This is a genomic window from Parageobacillus thermoglucosidasius, assembly GCF_001295365.1.
Classification (GTDB): domain Bacteria; phylum Bacillota; class Bacilli; order Bacillales; family Anoxybacillaceae; genus Parageobacillus; species Parageobacillus thermoglucosidasius.
In genome coordinates, this window is record NZ_CP012712.1 from 3,345,688 (window position 1) to 3,366,231 (window position 20,544).

The 20,544-nt window shown below is 45.5% G+C and carries 27 protein-coding genes; 3 read left to right on the forward strand and 24 right to left on the reverse strand.

All coding sequences use genetic code 11. The features are described from left to right. Positions 1 to 3 precede the first annotated feature (3 nt). From dxs to spoIIIAA, 18 genes are all read right to left on the reverse strand, one after another. A complete protein-coding gene (gene dxs, locus AOT13_RS16455) occupies positions 4 to 1,896 on the reverse strand; it encodes a 1-deoxy-D-xylulose-5-phosphate synthase (RefSeq protein ID WP_003249266.1) in 1,893 nt (630 codons plus the stop codon). Positions 1,897 to 2,112: 216 nt separating this feature from the next. Then, entirely contained in the window at positions 2,113 to 3,006 is an 894-nt protein-coding gene (locus tag AOT13_RS16460) for a polyprenyl synthetase family protein (RefSeq protein ID WP_042383522.1), read from the reverse strand. 3 nt (positions 3,007 to 3,009) lie between these two features. Next, positions 3,010 to 3,243 (reverse strand): exodeoxyribonuclease VII small subunit, encoded by a 234-nt coding sequence (locus AOT13_RS16465; RefSeq protein WP_003249261.1) that lies wholly within the window; start codon positions 3,241 to 3,243, stop codon positions 3,010 to 3,012. Continuing rightward, the gene (gene xseA / locus AOT13_RS16470; protein ID WP_003249259.1) at positions 3,236 to 4,597 is read right to left on the reverse strand and encodes an exodeoxyribonuclease VII large subunit; all 1,362 of its coding nucleotides are present in this window, start codon (positions 4,595 to 4,597) and stop codon (positions 3,236 to 3,238) included. Before xseA ends, AOT13_RS16465 begins: the two co-directional genes overlap by 8 nt. A 9-nt stretch (positions 4,598 to 4,606) precedes the next feature. After that, positions 4,607 to 5,473: a bifunctional methylenetetrahydrofolate dehydrogenase/methenyltetrahydrofolate cyclohydrolase FolD gene (gene folD, locus AOT13_RS16475; RefSeq protein WP_042383520.1), complete on the reverse strand. Its 867-nt coding sequence runs from the start codon at positions 5,471 to 5,473 to the stop codon at positions 4,607 to 4,609. An 18-nt stretch (positions 5,474 to 5,491) separates the two neighbouring features. After that, a complete protein-coding gene (nusB, locus tag AOT13_RS16480; protein WP_003249255.1) occupies positions 5,492 to 5,890 on the reverse strand; it encodes a transcription antitermination factor NusB in 399 nt (132 codons plus the stop codon). A gap of 96 nt (positions 5,891 to 5,986) precedes the next feature. After that, positions 5,987 to 6,148 (reverse strand): hypothetical protein, encoded by a 162-nt coding sequence (locus AOT13_RS20240; RefSeq protein ID WP_013876646.1) that lies wholly within the window; start codon positions 6,146 to 6,148, stop codon positions 5,987 to 5,989. Continuing rightward, complete coding sequence (locus AOT13_RS16485; RefSeq protein ID WP_003249254.1) at positions 6,145 to 6,543, reverse strand: Asp23/Gls24 family envelope stress response protein; 399 nt, start codon at positions 6,541 to 6,543, stop codon at positions 6,145 to 6,147. Before AOT13_RS16485 ends, AOT13_RS20240 begins: the two co-directional genes overlap by 4 nt. 18 nt (positions 6,544 to 6,561) lie before the next feature. After that, a complete protein-coding gene (gene accC / locus AOT13_RS16490; RefSeq protein ID WP_003249251.1) occupies positions 6,562 to 7,914 on the reverse strand; it encodes an acetyl-CoA carboxylase biotin carboxylase subunit in 1,353 nt (450 codons plus the stop codon). Positions 7,915 to 7,929: 15 nt separating this feature from the next. Beyond that, on the reverse strand, positions 7,930 to 8,451 hold the full coding sequence (accB, locus tag AOT13_RS16495; protein ID WP_003249250.1) for an acetyl-CoA carboxylase biotin carboxyl carrier protein: 522 nt from the start codon (positions 8,449 to 8,451) through the stop codon (positions 7,930 to 7,932). Positions 8,452 to 8,619: 168 nt separating this feature from the next. Beyond that, positions 8,620 to 9,192, reverse strand: a complete 573-nt coding sequence (locus AOT13_RS16500; protein WP_003249247.1) for a SpoIIIAH-like family protein — start codon at positions 9,190 to 9,192, stop codon at positions 8,620 to 8,622. A 26-nt stretch (positions 9,193 to 9,218) separates the two neighbouring features. After that, a complete protein-coding gene (gene spoIIIAG / locus AOT13_RS16505) occupies positions 9,219 to 9,851 on the reverse strand; it encodes a stage III sporulation protein AG (RefSeq protein WP_042383516.1) in 633 nt (210 codons plus the stop codon). Further along, complete coding sequence (spoIIIAF, locus tag AOT13_RS16510; RefSeq protein WP_042383514.1) at positions 9,835 to 10,461, reverse strand: stage III sporulation protein AF; 627 nt, start codon at positions 10,459 to 10,461, stop codon at positions 9,835 to 9,837. Before spoIIIAF ends, spoIIIAG begins: the two co-directional genes overlap by 17 nt. A gap of 12 nt (positions 10,462 to 10,473) precedes the next feature. Continuing rightward, positions 10,474 to 11,640: a stage III sporulation protein AE gene (gene spoIIIAE / locus AOT13_RS16515; RefSeq protein ID WP_042383513.1), complete on the reverse strand. Its 1,167-nt coding sequence runs from the start codon at positions 11,638 to 11,640 to the stop codon at positions 10,474 to 10,476. Positions 11,641 to 11,660: 20 nt separating this feature from the next. Continuing rightward, on the reverse strand, positions 11,661 to 12,044 hold the full coding sequence (spoIIIAD, locus tag AOT13_RS16520; protein ID WP_003249238.1) for a stage III sporulation protein AD: 384 nt from the start codon (positions 12,042 to 12,044) through the stop codon (positions 11,661 to 11,663). A 21-nt stretch (positions 12,045 to 12,065) separates the two neighbouring features. Then, a complete protein-coding gene (gene spoIIIAC, locus AOT13_RS16525; RefSeq protein ID WP_003249237.1) occupies positions 12,066 to 12,272 on the reverse strand; it encodes a stage III sporulation protein AC in 207 nt (68 codons plus the stop codon). Positions 12,273 to 12,335: 63 nt separating this feature from the next. Next, positions 12,336 to 12,848: a stage III sporulation protein SpoIIIAB gene (gene spoIIIAB / locus AOT13_RS16530; RefSeq protein ID WP_013876644.1), complete on the reverse strand. Its 513-nt coding sequence runs from the start codon at positions 12,846 to 12,848 to the stop codon at positions 12,336 to 12,338. Further along, on the reverse strand, positions 12,845 to 13,771 hold the full coding sequence (gene spoIIIAA / locus AOT13_RS16535) for a stage III sporulation protein AA (protein WP_013876643.1): 927 nt from the start codon (positions 13,769 to 13,771) through the stop codon (positions 12,845 to 12,847). Before spoIIIAA ends, spoIIIAB begins: the two co-directional genes overlap by 4 nt. Positions 13,772 to 14,137: 366 nt before the next feature. Between spoIIIAA and AOT13_RS21255 the strand changes: the two genes are divergently transcribed. After that, a complete protein-coding gene (locus AOT13_RS21255) occupies positions 14,138 to 14,269 on the forward strand; it encodes a hypothetical protein (protein WP_255210101.1) in 132 nt (43 codons plus the stop codon). Between the two features lie 60 nt (positions 14,270 to 14,329). On the opposite strand, the gene efp is transcribed toward AOT13_RS21255, so the two are convergent. From efp to AOT13_RS16555, 4 genes are all read right to left on the reverse strand, one after another. After that, positions 14,330 to 14,887, reverse strand: coding sequence for an elongation factor P (efp, locus tag AOT13_RS16540; RefSeq protein WP_003249231.1), 558 nt, complete (start codon positions 14,885 to 14,887; stop codon positions 14,330 to 14,332). 26 nt (positions 14,888 to 14,913) lie between these two features. Continuing rightward, positions 14,914 to 15,975 (reverse strand): M24 family metallopeptidase, encoded by a 1,062-nt coding sequence (locus AOT13_RS16545; RefSeq protein WP_003249229.1) that lies wholly within the window; start codon positions 15,973 to 15,975, stop codon positions 14,914 to 14,916. Further along, positions 15,975 to 16,421 carry a type II 3-dehydroquinate dehydratase gene (gene aroQ, locus AOT13_RS16550; RefSeq protein WP_003249227.1) on the reverse strand — a complete coding sequence of 149 codons (447 nt, stop codon included), beginning with the start codon at positions 16,419 to 16,421 and terminating at the stop codon, positions 15,975 to 15,977. Before aroQ ends, AOT13_RS16545 begins: the two co-directional genes overlap by 1 nt. A 74-nt stretch (positions 16,422 to 16,495) precedes the next feature. Continuing rightward, positions 16,496 to 17,008 carry a YqhR family membrane protein gene (locus tag AOT13_RS16555; RefSeq protein WP_042383510.1) on the reverse strand — a complete coding sequence of 171 codons (513 nt, stop codon included), beginning with the start codon at positions 17,006 to 17,008 and terminating at the stop codon, positions 16,496 to 16,498. Positions 17,009 to 17,200: 192 nt separating this feature from the next. Between AOT13_RS16555 and AOT13_RS16560 the strand changes: the two genes are divergently transcribed. Both AOT13_RS16560 and AOT13_RS16565 read left to right on the forward strand, forming a co-directional pair. Beyond that, positions 17,201 to 18,142, forward strand: coding sequence for a DUF1385 domain-containing protein (locus AOT13_RS16560; protein ID WP_042383508.1), 942 nt, complete (start codon positions 17,201 to 17,203; stop codon positions 18,140 to 18,142). 21 nt (positions 18,143 to 18,163) lie between these two features. After that, on the forward strand, positions 18,164 to 18,529 hold the full coding sequence (locus tag AOT13_RS16565) for an SA1362 family protein (RefSeq protein WP_003249223.1): 366 nt from the start codon (positions 18,164 to 18,166) through the stop codon (positions 18,527 to 18,529). 147 nt (positions 18,530 to 18,676) lie between these two features. On the opposite strand, the gene AOT13_RS16570 is transcribed toward AOT13_RS16565, so the two are convergent. After that, positions 18,677 to 19,561: a patatin-like phospholipase family protein gene (locus AOT13_RS16570; protein ID WP_042383506.1), complete on the reverse strand. Its 885-nt coding sequence runs from the start codon at positions 19,559 to 19,561 to the stop codon at positions 18,677 to 18,679. 262 nt (positions 19,562 to 19,823) lie between these two features. Further along, the gene (gene mntR / locus AOT13_RS16575) at positions 19,824 to 20,252 is read right to left on the reverse strand and encodes a transcriptional regulator MntR (protein ID WP_003249218.1); all 429 of its coding nucleotides are present in this window, start codon (positions 20,250 to 20,252) and stop codon (positions 19,824 to 19,826) included. Between the last annotated feature and the right edge of the window lie 292 nt (positions 20,253 to 20,544).

A 20,544-nucleotide genomic window follows, 5' to 3' on the forward strand; every position in this document is an offset into this window, starting at 1 on the left:
CTCTCATGCCCTTTTTTGTTTTCTTGGTATCATCGTTTTTACGCGGTCAATAATATGCGCTGTCGTTAAGCCGATTTCATTCAGCAGCTCTTTGACGCTGCCGTGCTCAATAAAACGGTCGGGGATGCCCATCCGGTTAATCACCGTTTGGTGATAGCCGTGGTCGTGGGCAAATTCCAAAACGGCGCTGCCAAAGCCGCCTTGCAATACCGCTTCCTCAATCGTTAAAATAGGGATATTGCTTTCTAACAAATCATGCAACATTGCCTCATCCATCGGTTTGATAAAACGCGCGTTCACGACTTTCACTGAAATATTCTCTTTGGCAAGCTTCTCTGCCGCTTCTAGCGCCATGGAAATCATCGTGCCGAACGTTAAAATCGCTAAATCGCGGCCTTCGCGCAATACTTCCCACGTTCCTATCGGAATTTTCTTCAATTCTTCGTCGAGCTTAACGCCAAGCCCGTTGCCGCGCGGAAAACGAAGCGCGATCGGCCCGTCATCGTATTGAATCGCCGTGAACACCATATGCTGCCCTTCGTTTTCGTCCTTTGGCATCATAATCACAAGGTTTGGAATGTGGCGCAAAAAGGCGATATCAAACACCCCTTGGTGTGTTTCGCCATCCGCGCCGACCAACCCGGCCCGGTCAATCGCGAAAAAAACGTTTAAATTTTGCCGGCAGACATCATGAACGACTTGGTCATACGCCCGCTGCAAAAACGTCGAATAAATCGCCAAAAACGGCTTCATCCCTTGCGAGGCAAGCCCAGCGGCAAGCGTTGTCGCATGCTGCTCCGCAATTCCGACATCAAACATTCGTTCAGGAAATTCGCTTGCGAATCCTTCCAGTTTTGAACCAACTGGCATCGCCGGCGTTATCGCGACAATCCGTTTATCTGTGCGCGCCAATTTCCGCACCGTTTCGCTGACAAGCTCGCTCCATGACGGTGCAGCATCCACCGGTTTCAGAAAATCGCCAGTTTCGATTTTATATGGCCCGGTGCCATGCCATGTGCCAACTTTGTCATTTTCCGCCGGTCTATATCCTTTTCCTTTCTTCGTAATAACGTGAAGAAGCACAGGTCCTTTTGTTTTTTTAGCATAATGCAAATTCTCAAGCAAATCGTCAAAATTGTGGCCATCAACAGGACCAAAATACGTAAACCCTAGCTCTTCAAAAAAAACTCCGGAAACGAGCAAATATTTTAAACTATCCTTAATGCGCTCCGCCGTTGCCGCCAGCTTGCCGCCGACAGCAGGAATTCTTTTTAATAAAAGCTCCAGCTCGTCCTTCACCCATTGATATTTGCCGGCTGTCCGCAGCCGCCCTAACACATTATGCAAGGCGCCGACGTTCGGGGCAATCGACATTTCATTATCGTTTAAAACGACGATAATATCTTTTTTCTCATGGCCGATATGATTTAACGCCTCAAGCGCCATGCCGCCTGTTAATGCTCCGTCACCAATGATCGGAACGATGTATTCATCCGTTCCCTTTAAATCGCGGGCGATCGCCATCCCCATCGCCGCAGACAACGATGTGGAGCTATGTCCGGTCTCCCACACGTCATGTTCGCTTTCGCTCCGCTTTGGAAATCCCGATAAGCCTTTATATTGCCGCAATGTATCAAATTCGGACGCCCGCCCTGTCAAAATTTTATGGACGTACGATTGATGACCGACATCCCAAATCAGCTTATCTTTCGGGCTGTCAAACACTTTATGGAGCGCAATCGTCAGCTCGACAACCCCTAAATTCGGGCCGATATGCCCGCCTGTTTTCGACAGCTTTTCAATTAAAAATTTGCGAATGTCAGCACTCAATTCGATTAACTGCTTTGTCGACATATTTTTTAAAAAGCGCGGATTTTTTATTTTGGTAACATCCAAACGAGATCACTCGCTTTCGTTTTGATCGTTCACTTTCCCTGCAGCTGATATAATACAGAAGTTAGTTATTATTATACATGATTAAACATAAAAAATCGATTTCCGTTCAAAAAGAGAAAAAGAGCCGCTAACACAGTTGTGATAACGGCACGCATGAAAAAACTCTCTATTATTTTACTATAACATATCCGCAAAAAATCAGCAATGAGCGCTTCTTTAGTGATCGCGCGTAGCGACTAAATCGCAAATATAAGTTAGTACGCTGCCATCTATTTCTGCTTTTTGCAAATAACGTTTTGCTTCTGCAATATGGAAAGATAGCTTTTCCTTCGCCCCGGCAATCGTTAACAGCGATGGATAGGTCACTTTTTTATTTTCCATGTCGCTGCCAACCCGTTTGCCCATTTTTTCTTCCAGTCCCTCAATATCAAGAATATCATCGCGAATTTGAAAAGCGAGACCGAGATGGGAAGCAAACAGATCGAGATGGCGCAGCTGTTCATTGTTCGCGTCTGCAAGAAGCGCGCCAGCCAATACGCTGTATTGCAGCATTTTCCCCGTTTTATGGCGATGAATATATTCCAGCTGTTCAAGCGAAAGCTGCTTCCCTTCGCTTTCGATATCGGCAACTTGTCCCGCCACCATTCCTTCCGGTCCTGCCGCCTTCGCCAATTCTTCAATTAACCGGATCTTTGTCATTGGAGAAATGCGGGCATCATTGGCTTCAGCGATCACTTGAAACGCGTAAGTGAGCAATCCGTCTCCCGCCAAAATGGCCATCGCTTCCCCGAACACTTTATGATTCGTCGGTTTGCCGCGCCGCAAATCATCGTTATCCATGCTCGGCAAATCATCGTGAATCAGCGAATATGTATGAATCATCTCAATGGCGCACGCCACCGGAAGCCCAATATCCGGCTCTTTACCGAACGAATGCAATGTCGCAAACAACAAAAGCGGACGGATGCGCTTTCCCCCTGCCTCCAGCGAATAAGACATCGCCCGCTTTATCGTTTCAGGAGCAGCCATTCTTGTTATATAATGCGGCAAAGCATTTTCCAAACGTTGTTTTTGTTGCTGTAAAAACCGTTCCACTTCCGCCCGGTTCAAATGTTATTCCTCCTCCTGAAGCGAGAAAGGAGCGAGTTGCCCGTCTTCTCGTAAAATGTATTCCATTTGTTTTTCTACATTCTGCAATTTGTCATGACATAGTTTAGAAAGCTTCATTCCTTCTTGGAAAAAGGAAATTGCCTGCTCAAGCGGCACATTTCCTTCTTCTAATTTTTCCACAATTTCTTCTAATTTTGCCATCGCTTCTTCAAAAGTAAGCTCTTTTTCCTCACTCATGTAGCTGCTTCTCCTCCATTCCCCATACGTGGCAATCAACTTGCCCGTCTTGCAAGCGTACTTGAATCGTATCTCCTAATTGAAGCTGGCGGATGCTTTTCACAAGTTCCTTTTTTTCATTATAAACTAAGCTATAGCCGCGCTCCATTATTTTGAGCGGACTTAGCGCGTGCAAATGTGAAACGAGAGACGTAAAGCGAAGCTGTTGATGATGAATATGGGAGCGCATTTCTTTTTCCAGCGATTTGACAAGCGATTCATGTTTTTCTTTCATTCTTGACAGCTGCTCAGCCGGGTGATGCCGCAGCAACTTCAGGCGCAACTGCTCAAGCTGCTCGCGTTTTTTGTCGAAAAGCCGCTCTGTATGGCGTTGCAGCCGTTCTAATAAAGCATCCAATTGCTGTTCTTTTTGCTCGTACAATTTTTCTGGATAACGAAACGCGTATGATTTTTGCAACCGCAAAAGCCGCTCTGATTCTGCGGCAATTTTTTCTTTCATCGCGCGCATCAGCCGCAATTTCCGTTGCGAAATCCGCTCCATCAGCTCCGTTACATGCGGCACCGCCAGCTCGGCGGCACCGGTTGGCGTCGGGGCGCGCAAATCAGCGACAAAATCGGCGATCGTAAAATCCGTCTCGTGCCCAACCGCAGAAATAATCGGCACTTTCGAAGCAAAAATCGCGCGGGCGACCGCTTCTTCATTAAACGCCCACAGTTCTTCAATCGAGCCGCCTCCGCGCCCGACAATCAGCACATCAATATAGCCAAGCTCATTCGCTTTTTCAATCGAACGGACGATCGATCCGGCAGCTTCCTCCCCTTGGACAAGCGTCGGAAACAAAATCACCGTCGCGATCGGATAGCGGCGGCGGATCGTCGTCAAAATATCGCGAATCGCCGCGCCGGTTGGGGAAGTGACGACGCCAATATAGCGTGGAAATGCAGGAATCGGCTTTTTATGTTCGGCAGAAAACAACCCTTCCGCCTCAAGCCGTTTTTTTAGTTGCTCATACGCCAAATACAAATTTCCAATTCCTTCCGGCTGCATTTCTTTCACATAAATTTGATAGTTTCCGCTCGGCTCGTAAACGGAAATTTCGCCACGAACGAGCACTTTCATGCCATCTTCCGGGCGAAACGACAAATATTGGTTGTATCCGGCAAACATGACAGCCTGAATGCGGGCTTGCTCATCTTTTAACGTAAAGTACATATGGCCGCGCGAATGATATTTAAAGTTAGAAATTTCGCCTTTGATCCATAAGTCGCGCAAATGAGGATCCACTTCAAATTTGCGCTTAATATATTTTGTCAGCGCTCCAACGGTCACATATTTAACTTCCGCCACAAGCATAACCCTCGCTTATTTATGAACTTGCCGATGCGCATGTTTCTTTGCCGCTTCGATCGTATTATGAAGCAGCATGGTGATCGTCATCGGCCCGACCCCTTTCGGAACCGGCGTAATGTAGCTTGCCACTTCCTTTACTTCCTCAAAATTGACATCGCCGCACAGCTTTCCGCTTTCTAGGCGGTTGACGCCGACATCAATGACGACAGCCCCTTGTTTCACATGCTCCGTCCCAATAAAGCGCGCTTTTCCGACAGCAACGATTAAAATGTCGGCTTGGCGCGTAATGGAAGCTAAATCGTTTGTTCGCGAATGGCAATAGGTGACGGTCGCATGCTCGCGCAAAAATAACTGCCCGACCGGCTTGCCGACGATATTGCTGCGGCCGACGACAACCACGTGTTTCCCGGCGATATCTATCCCGATGGACTTTACCATCACTAAAATGCCGTATGGCGTGCAAGGGAGAAACGCATCTTGCCCGACCATCATTCTTCCTACGTTAATAGGATGAAATCCGTCGACATCTTTTTCAGGCGAAATTGTTTCAATCACTTTCAATTCGTCAATGTGTTTTGGAAGCGGAAGCTGCACTAAAATGCCGTGCACAGACGGATCTTCGTTCAACTCTTTGATTTTCCCCAATAAAAATTCTTCCGTAATCGTAGCCGGAAATGTCAACAATGTTGAGCGGATCCCAACTTCTGCGCACGCTTTTTGTTTTCCTCGCACATAAGAATGGGAAGCAGGATCATCGCCGACAAGAATGACGGCAAGCCCCGGCTCGATTCCTTCCCGTTTCAGCCGCTCCACCTCTTTTGCCAATTGCGCGCGTTTTTCTTTTGCCAACTCTGCACCGCTAATGATTTGTGCTGTCATCGTTCCTATTTCCCCTCTCTATTCTTGAATATGTAACGCATCTTTCACTTTCGAAAGCACGCCGTTGACAAACCGGCCTGATTTCGTATCGCCAAATTTTTTGGCTAATTCGACCGCTTCATCTAAACTCACTTTGACAGGAACATCGTCAAGGTATTTCATTTCATATGCCGCCATTCGCAAAATCGCGCGATCAACGTTAGCGACACGCTCTAACGTCCATTTTTCCAAGTTGGCGCGCAACAATTCATCGATTTCTTCTTGATGCTCCGTGACGCCAAAGACAAGCTGCCGCAAAAACGAATCGGCCTCTTCGCCGCCCATTACGTTTTGCAGCGCCTCTTCGGGAGGAATGCGGCCGACATCAATTTGAAACAGTGCCTGCAGCGCCTTTTCCCTTGCTTCATGCCTCTTCATCATTTTGGCCTCCTTCCTTAAACACGAACATTAATATGATGATCATACCATATTTTTCGGATAAACGATACTGCCGTTGGCACAAATCATTACGGCTTATTCTCCGCCTGCTCCTGCGCCAAAATCAATGCTTCTTTGCCCCCCTTGCATCTCCCTTGCAATAAAAAAAGGCTCGTTCATAACAATAACAAACTTTCTGCAAAAATACAAAGGGGCACCCACGCTAAGCGAATGCGCCCCTTCACCTTTATTGTTCATTGTTCCGCTTCTTGTTCTTGCTTTCCTGCATCAAACTGAATGCCGACGATATGAACGTTCACTTCGCTCGTTTCAAGCCCTGTCATGTTAAAAAGGGCTTGGCGAACGTTTTCTTGCACTTTTTTCGCTACGTTTGGAATCGAAACGCCGAATTGCACGAGACAATAAATGTCGATCGCGACTCCTTCTTCTCTTAAATCGACTTTTACCCCTTTTCCGTGATTTTTCTTCCCGAAGCGTTCGACAACACCAGCAGCGAAGTTCCCGCGCATTTGCGCAATTCCTTCCACTTCGCTTGCGGCGATGCCGGCGATTACTTCAATGACTTCCGGCGCAATTTCCACTTTTCCTAATCCGCCTTGTTCTTGCTCCATTTCAAAAATATGTTCTGACATCGTACACAACACCTCCCGTTATGACTTCATAATATCATATAACTCAAGAAATTTCGTATTAAACTCGCCTTTCACAAATTTTTCATGCTCAAATAATTTTATGTGGAACGGAATCGTTGTATGAATGCCGTCAATGATAAACTCGCTTAACGCTCGCTTCATGCGGGCGATTGCTTCTTCACGGGTAGGAGCGTGTACGATCAATTTCGCAATCATGGAATCGTAATAAGGCGGAATCGTATAACCCGGATATGCCGCAGAGTCAACCCGGACGCCTAAACCGCCCGGAGGCAAATACATGTTGATTTTTCCCGGCGACGGCATAAAGTTTTTCTCCGGATTTTCTGCATTGATCCGGCATTCAATCGCCCATCCGTTAAACGTTACGTCGTCTTGGGTAAGCGCCAGCTTTTCTCCCGAAGCAATGCGGATTTGCTCTTTTATCAAATCGATCCCTGTTATCAGCTCCGTAACAGGATGCTCCACTTGAATGCGTGTGTTCATTTCCATAAAATAGAATTTTTTGGCACGATAGTCAAAAATAAATTCCACCGTTCCAGCGCCGGTATAATTGACGGCGCGCGCCGCTTGCACCGCCGCTTGTCCCATTTTTTGGCGCGTTTCTTCATCGAGTGCCGGTGATGGCGCTTCCTCGACAAGCTTTTGCAGGCGGCGCTGGATCGAGCAATCGCGCTCGCCGAGATGAATAACGTTTCCATAAGAATCCGCAAGCACTTGGATTTCCACATGGCGGAAATCTTCAATGTATTTTTCAATGTATACCCCCGGGTTGCCAAACGCGGTGGCCGCTTCTTGCTGGGTTATGTTAATTCCTTTCACGAGCTCTTGTTCGTTTCTTGCCACGCGAATTCCTTTTCCGCCCCCGCCTGCCGTCGCTTTAATGATGACTGGATAGCCGATTTCGTTCGCTAACGCAACCGCTTCGTCCACACTTTCAATAATTCCTTGCGAACCAGGGACAATTGGCACGCCAGCTTCCCGCATCGTCTCACGGGCAACATCTTTAATTCCCATTTTCGTAATCGCTTCCGGGCTCGGACCGATAAACGTAATGTTGCATTCGCGGCATAGCTCGGCAAACGCGGCATTTTCCGCCAAAAACCCGTACCCTGGATGGATGGCGTCACATCCCGTCAATGTGGCCACACTCATAATATTGGTAAAGTTTAAATAACTTTCTTTTGATGCTGTCGGACCAATGCAATACGCTTCATCTGCGAGCTGAACATGGAGCGCATCGCGATCCGCTTCGGAAAAAACGGCAACCGTTTCGATTCCAAGCTCTTTGCAAGCGCGAATAATCCGAACGGCGATTTCCCCGCGGTTGGCAATCAACACTTTTTTTATCATCGCTCGTTCTCTCCCTTATTCCGGTTTCACAAGAAATAGAGGTTGTCCGTACTCGACAAGCTGCCCGTTTTCAACAAGCACTTCAACGATTTCTCCGTTTACTTCTGCTTCAATTTCGTTAAACAACTTCATCGCTTCGATAATGCAAACGACCGTGTCTGTTTTTACTTTATCGCCCACTTTTACATATGGAGGCGCATCTGGAGATGGAGCTGCGTAAAATGTCCCGACCATTGGTGAAGTGATTTTATGTAAATTTTCTGTATTTTTCACTTCTTGTTTCGGCGGTTCTTGCGGTTTCGCTTCTGTCGGCGGAGCAACCGGCTGTGTTGGCGCTTGCGGTTTTACTTCCTCTGCTGCCGCTGCCGGTTTAACCACTTGTTCTTGCTCAACCGCAGGCGCAACCACCGCCTGAACTGGTGCCACAGCCGCCGGTTTTTTCATATGTACTTTTGTCCCATCATGCTCATAAACAAATTCTTCGATGCCTGACTGATCGATTAAACGAATAAGTTCACGAATTTCCTGGATTTTCATACTCCCCACACCTTTCTTTCTAATTCAGATGATAAAAAAGGTTCTTCACTATGTTTAAAATGTAGTTATAAAATCTACTCATAACGATTATACACATAATGATTATACATTAAAATGGTTTTTTATCATAAAAAACAAGCTGCCCTTTACAGAGCAGCTTATTTTTCGTTATCCAGCCGGCTGGAATTCGACGTTCACCACATCGGCTTCCGGAATTTCACTTTTCACTATATGAATTACCTCATTGGCGGATTTCGCGGAATGGTTTTTTGCTTTAATTGTCACCCGCACTTTATCGTTGTCAGCGCGGACGAGCACATCATCATAGCCGCCTTTTGATTTGATTAATGTTTCCAGTGTCGCTTCTTTTTCCGTCAGCGCTTGCAGCTTTTCAATTTTATCAAGCGCGTCGCTTTTTTGCTGTGCGGTGGCGTTTGCGGAAGCGACAATGTCATTTAATTGGTCGCGCAACCGGCTTCGTTCATCTTCAATTTGCATGCGAAGCGCAGTAAATACGTCATCGCCCGATTCGCTGGAAGTAACATTTCCATTTTTTGCTTCCGTTTCCTCCACAGCCACATCCGCTTTTTCTTTATCATTTGCTTGTTGTTCCGCCACATTTCCATTATCCACAAAAGCGATATGGTTATTTGTGTCTTTTGGCGCCGTGATGTAATAAACGGATAAAACAACGACTAAACTTAGCATCGTTAGCAGCCAAACAGTTTGTCTCTTCAACATATGACGATCCTCCCCCACAAACCCGATTATTTTTTCGGCAATACAGCAACACGATAGCTTGGGACATTTAAAACACGCGTAACTGCCTCAACAATCCATTTTTTTATTTGTAAATTATCAGCACCTTTCGCCACTACCAGCACTCCGCGAATTTCCGGTTTTTTCGTCGTTAATACCAGCGGCGTTTCGCTGTCCCCATCGCGGATGACAACCACTTCTTCGTTAGTTGATTGGTTTTCAATTTTTCGCTTTCCGCCTTCGCGGTCGGTTTCCTCTGTTGTTTGATGTTGCGTGACGCGGTTTTTCTCCAATATTTTCATTTCTGTTGTATCAATATTGACAACCACTGTCACATCTTCAACACCTTCAATCGCCTCAAGCGCGGTTTTCAGCTGTTCTTCGTAACGTTGTTCATAAGCGGCGATGATTTTGGACTTTGCATCTTGCTGTTGCCCAAACACTGGTTCTGTTGGTTGCGCACGTTCTTCTACTTTTTCTTTATTTGTTGATACGGCTTTCTCGTCCTTGGCAAAGTGGCTCATTACCATTAGTGCTATCCCTGCTAATAATAAAAGAAACATGTACGAAAACGGCGTTCGTTTCTGCTCCTTCGTTTCTTTTTTCGCAGGCAAAAACAATCGTTTAATGAAGTCGAGCATCCCCCCATTCCCTCCCCTTTATTTGCACAGCGATTTTATTTTCGTGTATTTCCCATTTCGTTGCCAGCCATGCGCGTATTTCTTTTTCCAATCGTTGGTCGTGGTCTTGTTCATCCGTCGGCGTTGATGCATCGATAATAACGGGCTGAACCTCTCCAAGCTTTTCTTGTTTGGCCAGCATTACTTCAATCATTTCAATATCTTCTGGAATCTGCAAATTTTCTTTTTCTTTTGTTTGCAGAGAGACGTTCTCCACGCTCAATCCATACTTTTCCATCAACTCCTCATCCGCTTCGTTTTTCATCTGGACAGCCATTTGTTCTAAAATATATGCACGTTGTGAGGCTTGTATTTCTTTTTTCTTCATTTCGATTTCATTTTTCATCATCTCTTGTTGGTTCCCTTCGTCTGATATGGCAGAAGCGATGAGGCGGTCCGGATCGATGGAAAATAACTTTAACATCGGAGACAACATAAGCAAAAGCAAAATAAGCCCAACGACCATTTTCACGTATTTTTGCATATTGCTAGATGGGAGCAGCAAATCAATTATCATGGCAAATAAAATGAAAATAAGAATATTCGTCACCCATTCGATCACAATCTGCATGATTTTCCTCCTCTAACGAACCATCATCGTGATGTTCCCAGCCGTAATGATAACGACTAAACTAAGAAAAAACATCAGCGATACAATAGCTAGGGAAGCAAAAACATAGGCAATGCTTTTGCTCATGATGCTAAGGCAAGAAATAACCGGCCCTTCTCCAAGAGGCTGCATGACCGCCGCGGAAACCTTGTAAACAAGTGCGATAGCAAAAATTTTCAGCGCCGGAAACGCCGCGATGATCAATAAAATGGTGACACCGACGATGCCAACCGTATTTTTCAGCAACATCGAGGCGGTCACAACCGTATCGGCCGCATCGGTAAACATTTTGCCAACGACCGGGACAAAGTTTCCCGTCACAAATTTTGCCGTCCGCAACGCAATGCCGTCGGCAATTGCTGACGTCGCTCCTTTCACGGACATGACACCAAGAAAAACCGTCAAAATCGCGCCAAGTATCCCCATGCTGATTTTCGTAAGCAATTCGGCAAGCTGCGTCACTTTATAATGGTCGGTTAACGTGCTAACAATATTTAACAGCGCCGCCAAAAACAAAAGAGGCAACGTAACGTATTCGACAATCGCTCCTGTCGTATTCATCAGAAAAAGAATAATGGGATGGAAAAACGCCGCAGATATGACTCCCCCTGAAGAAGCTAATAATGCCAAGAGCAGCGGAATCATCGCGATCATAAAATGACTCATTACCTGGACAGCATCCAATGCATAATCCATCGCAACCCGGAAACTATTTAATGCAATGATCATCAACACCATGTAAACAACCGCATAAGCAACTTTGCTGACGGCTTGCTGCGCAAACGCATTTTGCAATGATTGCAGCACCATGCTAAACACCGTTAATAAAATTAATGTTCCTAATAACTTTCCGTTTGCCTGCAATTCATAAAAAAGAAATTTCATCAGCGCAATCAACCATTCTTTTAGCGATAATTGTTTTTCTCCGCTTACAAATTCGGTGAGTGACCCTTTTTGGCTTTCCGGCAAAAAACCTCCGTATTCTGTGGAAATCTCTTCCCAATATTTCCGAATTTCGCTAACATCGAGCTGTTCTATTTGCCTTTGCACAAGCTGGTCGTTCGGTGAAGAAGCTTGTACCACAAATGGAGAAAAAAAGAAGAAAAATAGGCCGACTACCGCTACTGCCTTTACTTTCAATCGATCACCTCCCATTCTGATTATGTTGAAGGAATGAAGCCAATCACCGTTTCAATAATGGCCGTTAAAATGGGAATGGCTAACGCCAAAATAATAATTTTTCCGCCAAGCTCAATTTTGGAAGCGATCGCCCCTTGGCCGGCATCCCGGGAAATTTGCGCGGCAAACTCAGCAATGTAAGCAATGCCAATAATTTTTAAAATCGTTTCAAAATAAATCATATTAATTTTCGTATCCGTTGCTATTTTTTGCAGCATGCGCAAAATCTCGCCAATTTGATCAACGAGAAAAAGGAAAATCACGCACCCGGCAAATACCGTCAGCAAAAATGCCACACTCGATTTTTGTTCTTTTAATAACACCACTAAAAACGTCGCAATTAAGCCAAGACCGACAATTTGCAAAATTTCAATCGCCGTTCCCCCCTAGCCTTGAAACAAAAACACATCTTTAATTTTTTGAAACAAATCACTGACAATCGAGGCGACCATAAATAAAATGTAAACAAAGCCAAGAAGCGTCACCCATTGGGCGTATTCCTTCTTTCCCATTTGATCCAGCACCGTATGCAAAAATGCGACAACAATCCCGACGCCAGCGATTTTAAAAATAACATCCACATCCATGCCCATTCGTTCTGCCTCCTGTTATATAATAGGCGAGAAACCATTATTTCCTTGAAAGCGGGAAGTCGTTCAAATCAATAAAATCACCAGAAGCAGTCCCGCAAGAACCCCCAAACTTTTTGCCATCTTTTCATAACGCGCCTGCCTTTCAAGCGCATCCGCCTCTTCCCGCTCCAAGTGAACGAGCGCCAGCGCAATCTGTTTCTGCTGCGTATGCCGGTCATATTGCCCAAGCGTTTCACCGAATTGCCTCATAATTTCCAATTCCCCCTGCTTAAGTGCTGTCGTTCCCCACACCTCTTGCAAACTTTCTTCCCATGCCTGCTGCACGCTCGTTTCGCCAACTTGCAGCTTGGCGGCGAACTGTTCAAACAGCTTGGACAACGGCAATGATATTTGCTTGCTAATATGCAAGGCCGCCTCTGACAAAGGAGTATGAGCGTACATGATTTCTGCTTCTAACGCTTGCAACGCTGCCTTGAGCTGGCGCAGCTGCCTTGGCCGTTCATGCAACATTCGCGCCGCCTCAAATCCAGTCCATGTTGTTGTCAGCAAAATAAGAATCGCTCCGGCAAGCTTCATCCGCTTTTCACCGTCCGTTCATACAACACCGCGCCACTCGCATCGGTAATGCATCTTACTGTCCCTGGCCCGCGTTCATTTGTCAATTCGACAAATCTTTCAAACACGCCTTGCTCCATAATCGGGCGCAAGGTCGGGCGCTGCAGTACATCTTTCCTATTTCTTCCATGAACCGTTGTCCATATGCATACTCCGGCGTTCACCGCTTCTAAAATTGCCTCGCCATCTTCAGAGCGGCCTATTTCATCCACGATCAACACGTCCGGGCTCATCGAACGGATCATCATCATCATTCCTTCCGCTTTCGGGCACGCATCGAGCACGTCAACGCGGTTTCCAAGCTGAAATTGCGGAATTCCTTTCACGCATCCAGCAATTTCCGAACGCTCATCGACAATGCCGACTTTTTGCGATGGAATGTGCCGCGCGAGAATCCCGGTGCTGATCATTCGCGCCGCGTCGCGCAACAGCGTCGTTTTCCCCGTCTGCGGCGAACCGATGATCATTGTATTATGCCAGCGCCCGTCATACACATACGGCACGAGCGGTTCGGCAATGCCGATTTTCTGTTTTGCGATGCGGATATTGAAAGATGTCACATGGTGAATCGCTTTCACGCTTCCTCCCTCAGTCACCACTTTTCCTGCTAGTCCAACACGATGGCCTCCCTGTATGGTAATAAATCCGCGCTTCAATTCCTCTTCTATTGCATAAATCGAATATTGGCTCAATTTATTCAGCAAGTGCATGCCATCTTCCCGGGTTACTTCGTATGGAAGAAATTGAGCCGTTCCTTTCACGATAATTTCTAACGGGCGGAGCACCCTTATGCGAATTTCTTCCACATGTTCATGCCATGAAGGAGGCTGTTGCCGCAGTATGGCGGCAATGGTTTTCGGAAGTATATCCCATATCGCTTGCATTTCCTTCCCTCCTTGCTGGACTAGTTCATATGTATGGAACAAAACCCGGATTTATGACTTAAATGCTGCTGGGAATAAGAATGCATCGCTCGTCCGCAAGCCCGCCATTGCGGCCACCATCACCGCAAAAACCGCGGGGAGGCCACTGCTTTTGGACATCCAGTTCGTTGCCCGTAATAACCGCTTATTGCCATTGCCGAAACGATGGCGCGCGTCCAACCTGTTACAAAATAGGTGGTTAGTACAAACGTATGCCGGAATCGGGAATTTCAGAAGGATTTTTTATGTGCGCAACCTTTCAAGAAGTGATAATGGACATGAATGCAGAAATCGTTCCATAATGAAAATAAAAGCGGAGAAGAAATATTGGAGGAAGGAAATTTTCATACCATTTTCGCTCAGGGGGATATTGTAGCTCTTGAAATTTTTTCGCTGGCAAAAGAGGCTCCGGATCGATTAGTAATGCCCGGCACCATGCTTGTCAGCACATTACTTTGATATAAAAAATGGTGCAAACAGCAAAAAAGCCCCCGCGCCAAGCGCAAGGGGCAAACAACATTAGGCGCGGGAAACGTATGTCCCATCCGCTGTGTTGATAATGAGCGTATCGCCTTCGTTGACAAAGAACGGAACTTGAACGACAAGGCCGGTTTCCAGTTTTGCCGGCTTTGATCCGCCAGAAGCAGTATCGCCTTTAATGCCAGGCTCTGTTTCTACTACTTTTAATTCAACGGTGTTTGGAAGTTCAACACCAATGGTTTCTCCTTGATACATCATGATGTAAACTTCCATGTTTTCTTTTAAAAATTTCAATTCATATTCAATTTGTTGCGAAGAAAGTTCGATTTGTTCGTATGTTTCCATATCCATGAATACGTGCTGATCGCCGTTGGCATATAAATATTGCATTTTGCGCGTATCGATTTGCGCGCGGTTAACTTTTTCGCCGGCGCGGAACGTTTTTTCTTGAATCGCGCCTGTGCGCAGATTGCGAAGTTTTGAACGGACAAACGCCGCTCCTTTACCAGGTTTGACGTGCTGGAACTCGATGACACGCCAAATATCGCCATCTACTTCAATCGTTAATCCTGTACGAAAATCGTTTACTGAAATCATCCGTTAAAATCCTCCCACACATGAGTTTATAAAATGATAAGCTCTTTTGGCGAATGAGTCAGCGCTTCATTACCGTTTTCCGTGACAACCGTATCATCTTCAATGCGCACGCCGCCAAGCCCCGGTATGTAAATGCCTGGCTCTACAGTGACGACCATGCCCGGCGCCAGCACGACATCGGAACGGGCAGATAGCGTCGGTCCTTCGTGAATCTCCAATCCTATCCCGTGGCCAGTCGAATGGCCAAAATAATCTCCGTAGCCTTTTTCCGTAATGTAATCACGCGTAAGCGCATCTGCTTCCTTTCCGGTCATGCCCGGCTTTATCCCTTTCATGCCGCGCAATTGCGCCTCAAGCACAATGTTATAAATCGTTTTCAGCTCATCGCTAATTTCGCCCACTGCCACTGTTCTTGTTATGTCAGAGCAATATCCGTTGTAATATGCTCCAAAATCAAGGGTGACGAGCTCTCCTTTTTCGATGACTTTATCGGTTGCCACTCCGTGCGGTAATGCGGAGCGATAGCCAGATGCAACAATCGTATCAAACGAAGAAGAAGTCGCACCTTGTTTGCGCATAAAAAATTCTAACTCATTCGCGACTTCAATTTCTTTGACACCTGGTCGGATAAAAGAAAGAATATGTTCGAACGCCGCATCAGCAATTGCCGCCGCTTCCTTTAATATCTTAATCTCTGATTCCGACTTAATCAAGCGTAACTTTTCAACAACAAGCGACGTTGGAACGAGTTCAGCGTTCACTGCTTGCTCATATGCTTTGAACGTCGCGTAAGAAACGTCTTCTTGCTCAAAGCCGAGCTTTTGAATGTGGAGGCGGGCAACTTGCTTTGCGACTTCTTCAACGATCGGTCCGGTATGTTTCACAATTTCAAAACCTTGCACTTGTTTGGATGCCTGTTCGATGTAACGGAAATCCGTAATAAACACCGCTTTGTCCTGGCTGATGACAGCGACTCCCGCTGTTCCGGTAAAGCCAGTAATGTAACGGCGATTATACGGATTTGTTACAAGCATTCCATCAATGTCATATTCAGCAAACAACGCACGCAATTTCTCTAATTTTCCCATCATTTATCTCCTCTTCCCTTTATTTCTAATAATGCTAAAATAGCTAGCCGATATCCTGCCAGCCCGAACCCAACAATTTGCCCGGCGACAACCGGGGCGATGACAGACTGGTGGCGAAACGGCTCGCGCGCGTGAATATTGGAAATATGTACTTCCACCACCGGGATGCTAATGCTGGCGATGGCGTCGCGAATCGCATAGCTGTAATGAGTGAACGCGCCGGCATTTAAAATGATGCCGTCATATTTTCCTTCCGCCTCGTGAATGCGATCAATAATCGCTCCTTCATGATTGCTTTGAAAACATGTTAACGCTGCGCCATGCTCATTGGCAAACGAGATTAACTCCTGTTCCAAGCTGTCGAGCGTTGTGCTTCCATAAATATGCGGTTCCCGCTTGCCGAGGAGGTTCAAGTTCGGACCGTTAATGAGAAGAAGATGCGCCATGTTCATAACCCCTTCAATAAACCAAAAAATATTTAAACATTCATTATTTTACCACAAAAACGCACCGCCTCACACTACTTATTTGCCGACGACGATTGTGTCTGCCTGTCCATTTCTTGCGTCTCGAACGAAATCGAATATCCGACGAAAACCCCATATAAAATGTATAAGCAAAGCGTCGTAATAATCGTATTCCGCTCTAAACACGCGACGGATTCCAAATTCGGAAAAAGCGGATTTAACCCACAAAATACGATAAACCATAAAATAAAACCATACAAAACCCCTGCCCACATCCCTCTAATTCGCCTTAATGCAACATAATAAATAAGGGCAACTAATATAGATAATAATCCGATGAGAAAAATAGCGACGTAATTTCCTAGCTTTCCGTATTTCCAGTCACCCGCAACCCATGGAATCAGCAGCATATTTGGACTGATTTCTGTAAAATGAAAAAAGTAGGCTAAATATCCTAATAGACTCCAAAACACTCCGCCGACAAATCCGGTAATCACGGCTTTCATCAGAAGAGACATCGGGCGTTCCCGCTTATTTTGCTCAAATTGCGCCTGATTTTCCGCCATACTGCTTTTCACCTCCCTGTTAGGTAGTAGTATGGCCGATCACAAACTGAATATAACGTGAAAAAGCGTAATATCATATGTGTAAACGTTGAAATTTTTGGAAACAATAATTACTGCACCAATCTAGAGGTTTCGAGACGATTCTTGTAGAATAAAATTAGAAAAGAAAAAAACAGGTTGGTGTTGTCAACAATGCAAAACATAACAAAACCAATATACGGCGGCCAGGCAGTGGTTGAAGGGGTCATGTTTGCTGGAAAAGCGCACTCTGTCACAGCGATTCGCCGCAAAGACCGTTCTATTGAATACTTTCATGTGCCGCGCCACACGAATCCGACGCTGGCGTTTCTCAAAAAAATTCCGTTTATTCGCGGAATTGTCGCGATGATTGAAGCGAGCGCAAACGGCGCCAAACATTTGCAATTTGCCAGCGAGCGTTATGAACTGGACCAAAACGATGAAGCTCCGCGGGAAGAAAAAACGCATCCGTCAAAACTCTCCATCGTTCTTGGCGCCGCGGTTGTCGGCGTGCTGTCATTTTTGTTCGCCAAAACGATTTTTACGCTCGTTCCAGTATTTTTAGCAGCATTTTTAAAACCGTTGTTTCCCACCAAAATGGCGCAAATTTTCGTGGAAGGAATGTTTAAGCTCGCTTTGCTGCTGGCTTATATTTACTTCATTTCTTTGACTCCGCTCATCAAACGCGTCTTTCAATATCATGGCGCGGAACATAAAGTGATCAACGCATTTGAAGCGGGGCTGCCGCTCACGGTAGAGAACGTCCAGCGCTCATCCCGGCTTCACTACCGCTGTGGCAGCAGCTTTATCTTATTTACTGTCATCGTCGGCGTTTTCGTGTATATGTTTGTTCCAACAGACCCTCTCTGGTTAAGAGTGATGAACCGGCTCGCTCTCATCCCGGTCGTGCTCGGCATTTCGTTTGAAGTATTGCAGTTTACGAATAAATTGCGCGATGTCCCTGTTTTGCGCTGGCTTGGCTACCCTGGTTTATGGCTGCAGCTTCTCACCACCAAAGAACCGACGGATGACCAAGTCGAAGTGGCTATCGCTTCCTTTCAAGAATTGCTCCGTTTAGAAGAAAACATGGAAATCGAAAAAAAAGCTGTTCAGTAACAATATAAGGGGGTGGGTTTATTGCGGCGCGGTTCCATTCATCCGCTTGTTGGGATTGCCCTTTTTTTCGGCGTGTTCGGTTTAATATACACCATTTTTGAAGAGCCGACTGCTCTGTTTCAAAGCGCGATGTTCATCCTTCTTGTGATCACAGTAATATATATTTTCTACCATTTTGTTTACAAGCGGCGCATCAATAAAGATCATCTTGCTTATTTAAAAGCGGTTCGCCAATCGAAAAAACTCCATCCTCAAGCGGTTCGCAAACAAAAAACAAAAAGCATGGCCCCAAAAACGAAACGCCTGCCAAAAAAGCGGACGGCAACGACTCATTTAACCGTCATCGAAGGAAAAAAGGGCAAAAAAAAGAATCGAGCGTCTTTTTAGCTTGATTCTTTTTTATTTTTGCCCGCAATTTCCTCACATCCTAGCAGATGAAGGTCTAAGAAACTGCATAGATTTTCTGATGATTCAATAGAACAGAAAGGAATTTTCCGCACAATAATATGATTAAGTTTTCACGCTTCACTTGTTTTAATACGTCCATTTTTTTAAAAACCGCTCAGTTTTTTCTCTTCCATATTGAATCAAGCGGTCTCGAGTTTCTGGAGTAAGGGAAAATTCGGTGAAAAAAACATTTTCGACAGGAAGAAACACAATATCTTTTTCGTGGCGCCGGGAAATATAGCGAGTATCATGCGCCTCTTTCATGGCGCTAAAAAGCGCTTCAAACAATTGAACGGCATTGTTGATTTTCCGCTTAGGTCTTTCCGAGAGCTTCACGCTTAACTGTATGCCAAGCACTGGCCTTTTTTTCACCTGTTTTTCCTCATCAAATAAAAAAAGCGGAAAATTGCTGAGCACACCGCCATCTACGACGATGCATCCTCCTTCCTTCGTCTGCAATTTTACTGGTTCAAAAAAATAGGGGATGCTCGTGCTCATCCTTACTGCTTTTGCCACGGAAAATGCCGCCGGATTCACTCCATATTGCGGCAAATCATCCGGCAAAATAAGCATTCTTCCGTTCGTCACATCTGACGCAACAATCGATAAACTTTCCTTTGGCAAATCGCCAAACGTTTTGACACCGCGCGCTGCCAGCACCTCATTTACCCATTGTTCAAACACCTCTCCTTTATAAAGCCCCATCCGCCAATAAATGCGTAACCATTTCCACATTGGAAAAGGAAAAAGGCATTTTCGCTCATCAAGAAAATACCTGAGCTCCAACTCATCAAGCAAATCGATCATCTCTTTGCTTGTATACCCCGCAGCAATCAATGCGGCAACGAGCGAGCCTGCGCTCGTCCCGGCAAGCCGTCTCCAGCGAAGTCCTTTCGCTTCAATCGCTTCGTAAGCGCCAATGAGGGCAAACCCTCTAATCCCGCCGCCGGAAAATACGATGTCAATGTCCACGCCTTTCCCCCCTTACTTCCCGTTTGTATATATGTAAGAGGGAAAAACGCGATTTAGTACTCCACTAACAAAGCAAAAAACATCTACCTTGCCGATAAATTTTATCTCACTGGTTGAAAAGCGGATTTTAACTCCATTCTGCCACTTGGCCGATTATGTGCAGATGCCCCTTCCCCGTCTGATGCATCATCTCATTCCTTAAGCGGAAAGCTTAAGAACCGGGAGGCTTGCCATCGATAAATAAAAAAGAGTAAGACTCGCCTTACTCTTCTGCTTGTTCGTTTTGTTTTTGAATGTTGCGCAACATTTCAATGCGCTTTGGATCTTCTTGGAAATATTGCACTAGATCACCGATGCGGTCAATCGCGTTCCAACTTAAATGATGTTCAATGCCTTCGACGTCATGATAAATGTTTTCCTCATCGACACCGATAATGCGCAGAAACTGCTCAAGCAGCTCATGGCGGTACACAAGCCGCTTGCCGATTTTCCTTCCTTTCGCTGTCAACACTAAACCGCGATATTTCTCATAAACTAAATATTCATCCTTGTCCAATTTTTGCACCATTTTTGTCACAGAGGAGGGATGCACGGACAATGCCTCAGCAATATCTGATACGCGCGCATATCCTTTTTCTTCGATGAGATTATAAATTTGTTCGATATAATCTTCCATGCTTGGTGTCGGCAATTTTTGTCCCCTCCCGTAAAACCATTGTAAAAAAAAATAACAATCATCATTATTATATCATGAGGACTTGAAATGGCAAGAATTACGCAAAATATTGTACTTTTTCTGCCAGAAAAAATTTGGCGATATAGCGGCGCATTGTCATCTTGAACAGTTTGCACCGTCATTCCGGCTTCGTTGATCCTTGCGTTTACATTCATGTCCAAATCAAGTTTTATGTTCGGATAACGTTTTTGAATCGGAACTGAATCAATTCAAATAGTAAACCGACGGGCCGGTTTTTCCCGGCTTT

Bases quoted from the DNA above. Each gene is read 5' to 3' on its own strand.
- AOT13_RS16465 (WP_003249261.1), bottom strand. From the start codon at position 3,243: ATGAGTGAGGAAAAAGAGCTTACTTTTGAAGAAGCGATGGCAAAATTA.
- xseA (WP_003249259.1), bottom strand. From the start codon at position 4,597: ATGCTTGTGGCGGAAGTTAAATATGTGACCGTTGGAGCGCTGACAAAA.
- folD (WP_042383520.1), bottom strand. From the start codon at position 5,473: ATGACAGCACAAATCATTAGCGGTGCAGAGTTGGCAAAAGAAAAACGC.
- nusB (WP_003249255.1), bottom strand. From the start codon at position 5,890: ATGAAGAGGCATGAAGCAAGGGAAAAGGCGCTGCAGGCACTGTTTCAA.
- AOT13_RS20240 (WP_013876646.1), bottom strand. From the start codon at position 6,148: ATGAACAATAAAGGTGAAGGGGCGCATTCGCTTAGCGTGGGTGCCCCT.
- AOT13_RS16485 (WP_003249254.1), bottom strand. From the start codon at position 6,543: ATGTCAGAACATATTTTTGAAATGGAGCAAGAACAAGGCGGATTAGGA.
- accC (WP_003249251.1), bottom strand. From the start codon at position 7,914: ATGATAAAAAAAGTGTTGATTGCCAACCGCGGGGAAATCGCCGTTCGG.
- accB (WP_003249250.1), bottom strand. From the start codon at position 8,451: ATGAAAATCCAGGAAATTCGTGAACTTATTCGTTTAATCGATCAGTCA.
- AOT13_RS16500 (WP_003249247.1), bottom strand. From the start codon at position 9,192: ATGTTGAAGAGACAAACTGTTTGGCTGCTAACGATGCTAAGTTTAGTC.
- spoIIIAG (WP_042383516.1), bottom strand. From the start codon at position 9,851: ATGCTCGACTTCATTAAACGATTGTTTTTGCCTGCGAAAAAAGAAACG.
- spoIIIAF (WP_042383514.1), bottom strand. From the start codon at position 10,461: ATGCAGATTGTGATCGAATGGGTGACGAATATTCTTATTTTCATTTTA.
- spoIIIAC (WP_003249237.1), bottom strand. From the start codon at position 12,272: ATGGGCATGGATGTGGATGTTATTTTTAAAATCGCTGGCGTCGGGATT.
- spoIIIAB (WP_013876644.1), bottom strand. From the start codon at position 12,848: ATGAAGCTTGCCGGAGCGATTCTTATTTTGCTGACAACAACATGGACT.
- spoIIIAA (WP_013876643.1), bottom strand. From the start codon at position 13,771: ATGCAAGCGATATGGGATATACTTCCGAAAACCATTGCCGCCATACTG.
- efp (WP_003249231.1), bottom strand. From the start codon at position 14,887: ATGATTTCAGTAAACGATTTTCGTACAGGATTAACGATTGAAGTAGAT.
- AOT13_RS16545 (WP_003249229.1), bottom strand. From the start codon at position 15,975: ATGGGAAAATTAGAGAAATTGCGTGCGTTGTTTGCTGAATATGACATT.
- aroQ (WP_003249227.1), bottom strand. From the start codon at position 16,421: ATGGCGCATCTTCTTCTCATTAACGGTCCGAACTTGAACCTCCTCGGC.
- AOT13_RS16555 (WP_042383510.1), bottom strand. From the start codon at position 17,008: ATGGCGGAAAATCAGGCGCAATTTGAGCAAAATAAGCGGGAACGCCCG.
- AOT13_RS16560 (WP_042383508.1), top strand. From the start codon at position 17,201: ATGCAAAACATAACAAAACCAATATACGGCGGCCAGGCAGTGGTTGAA.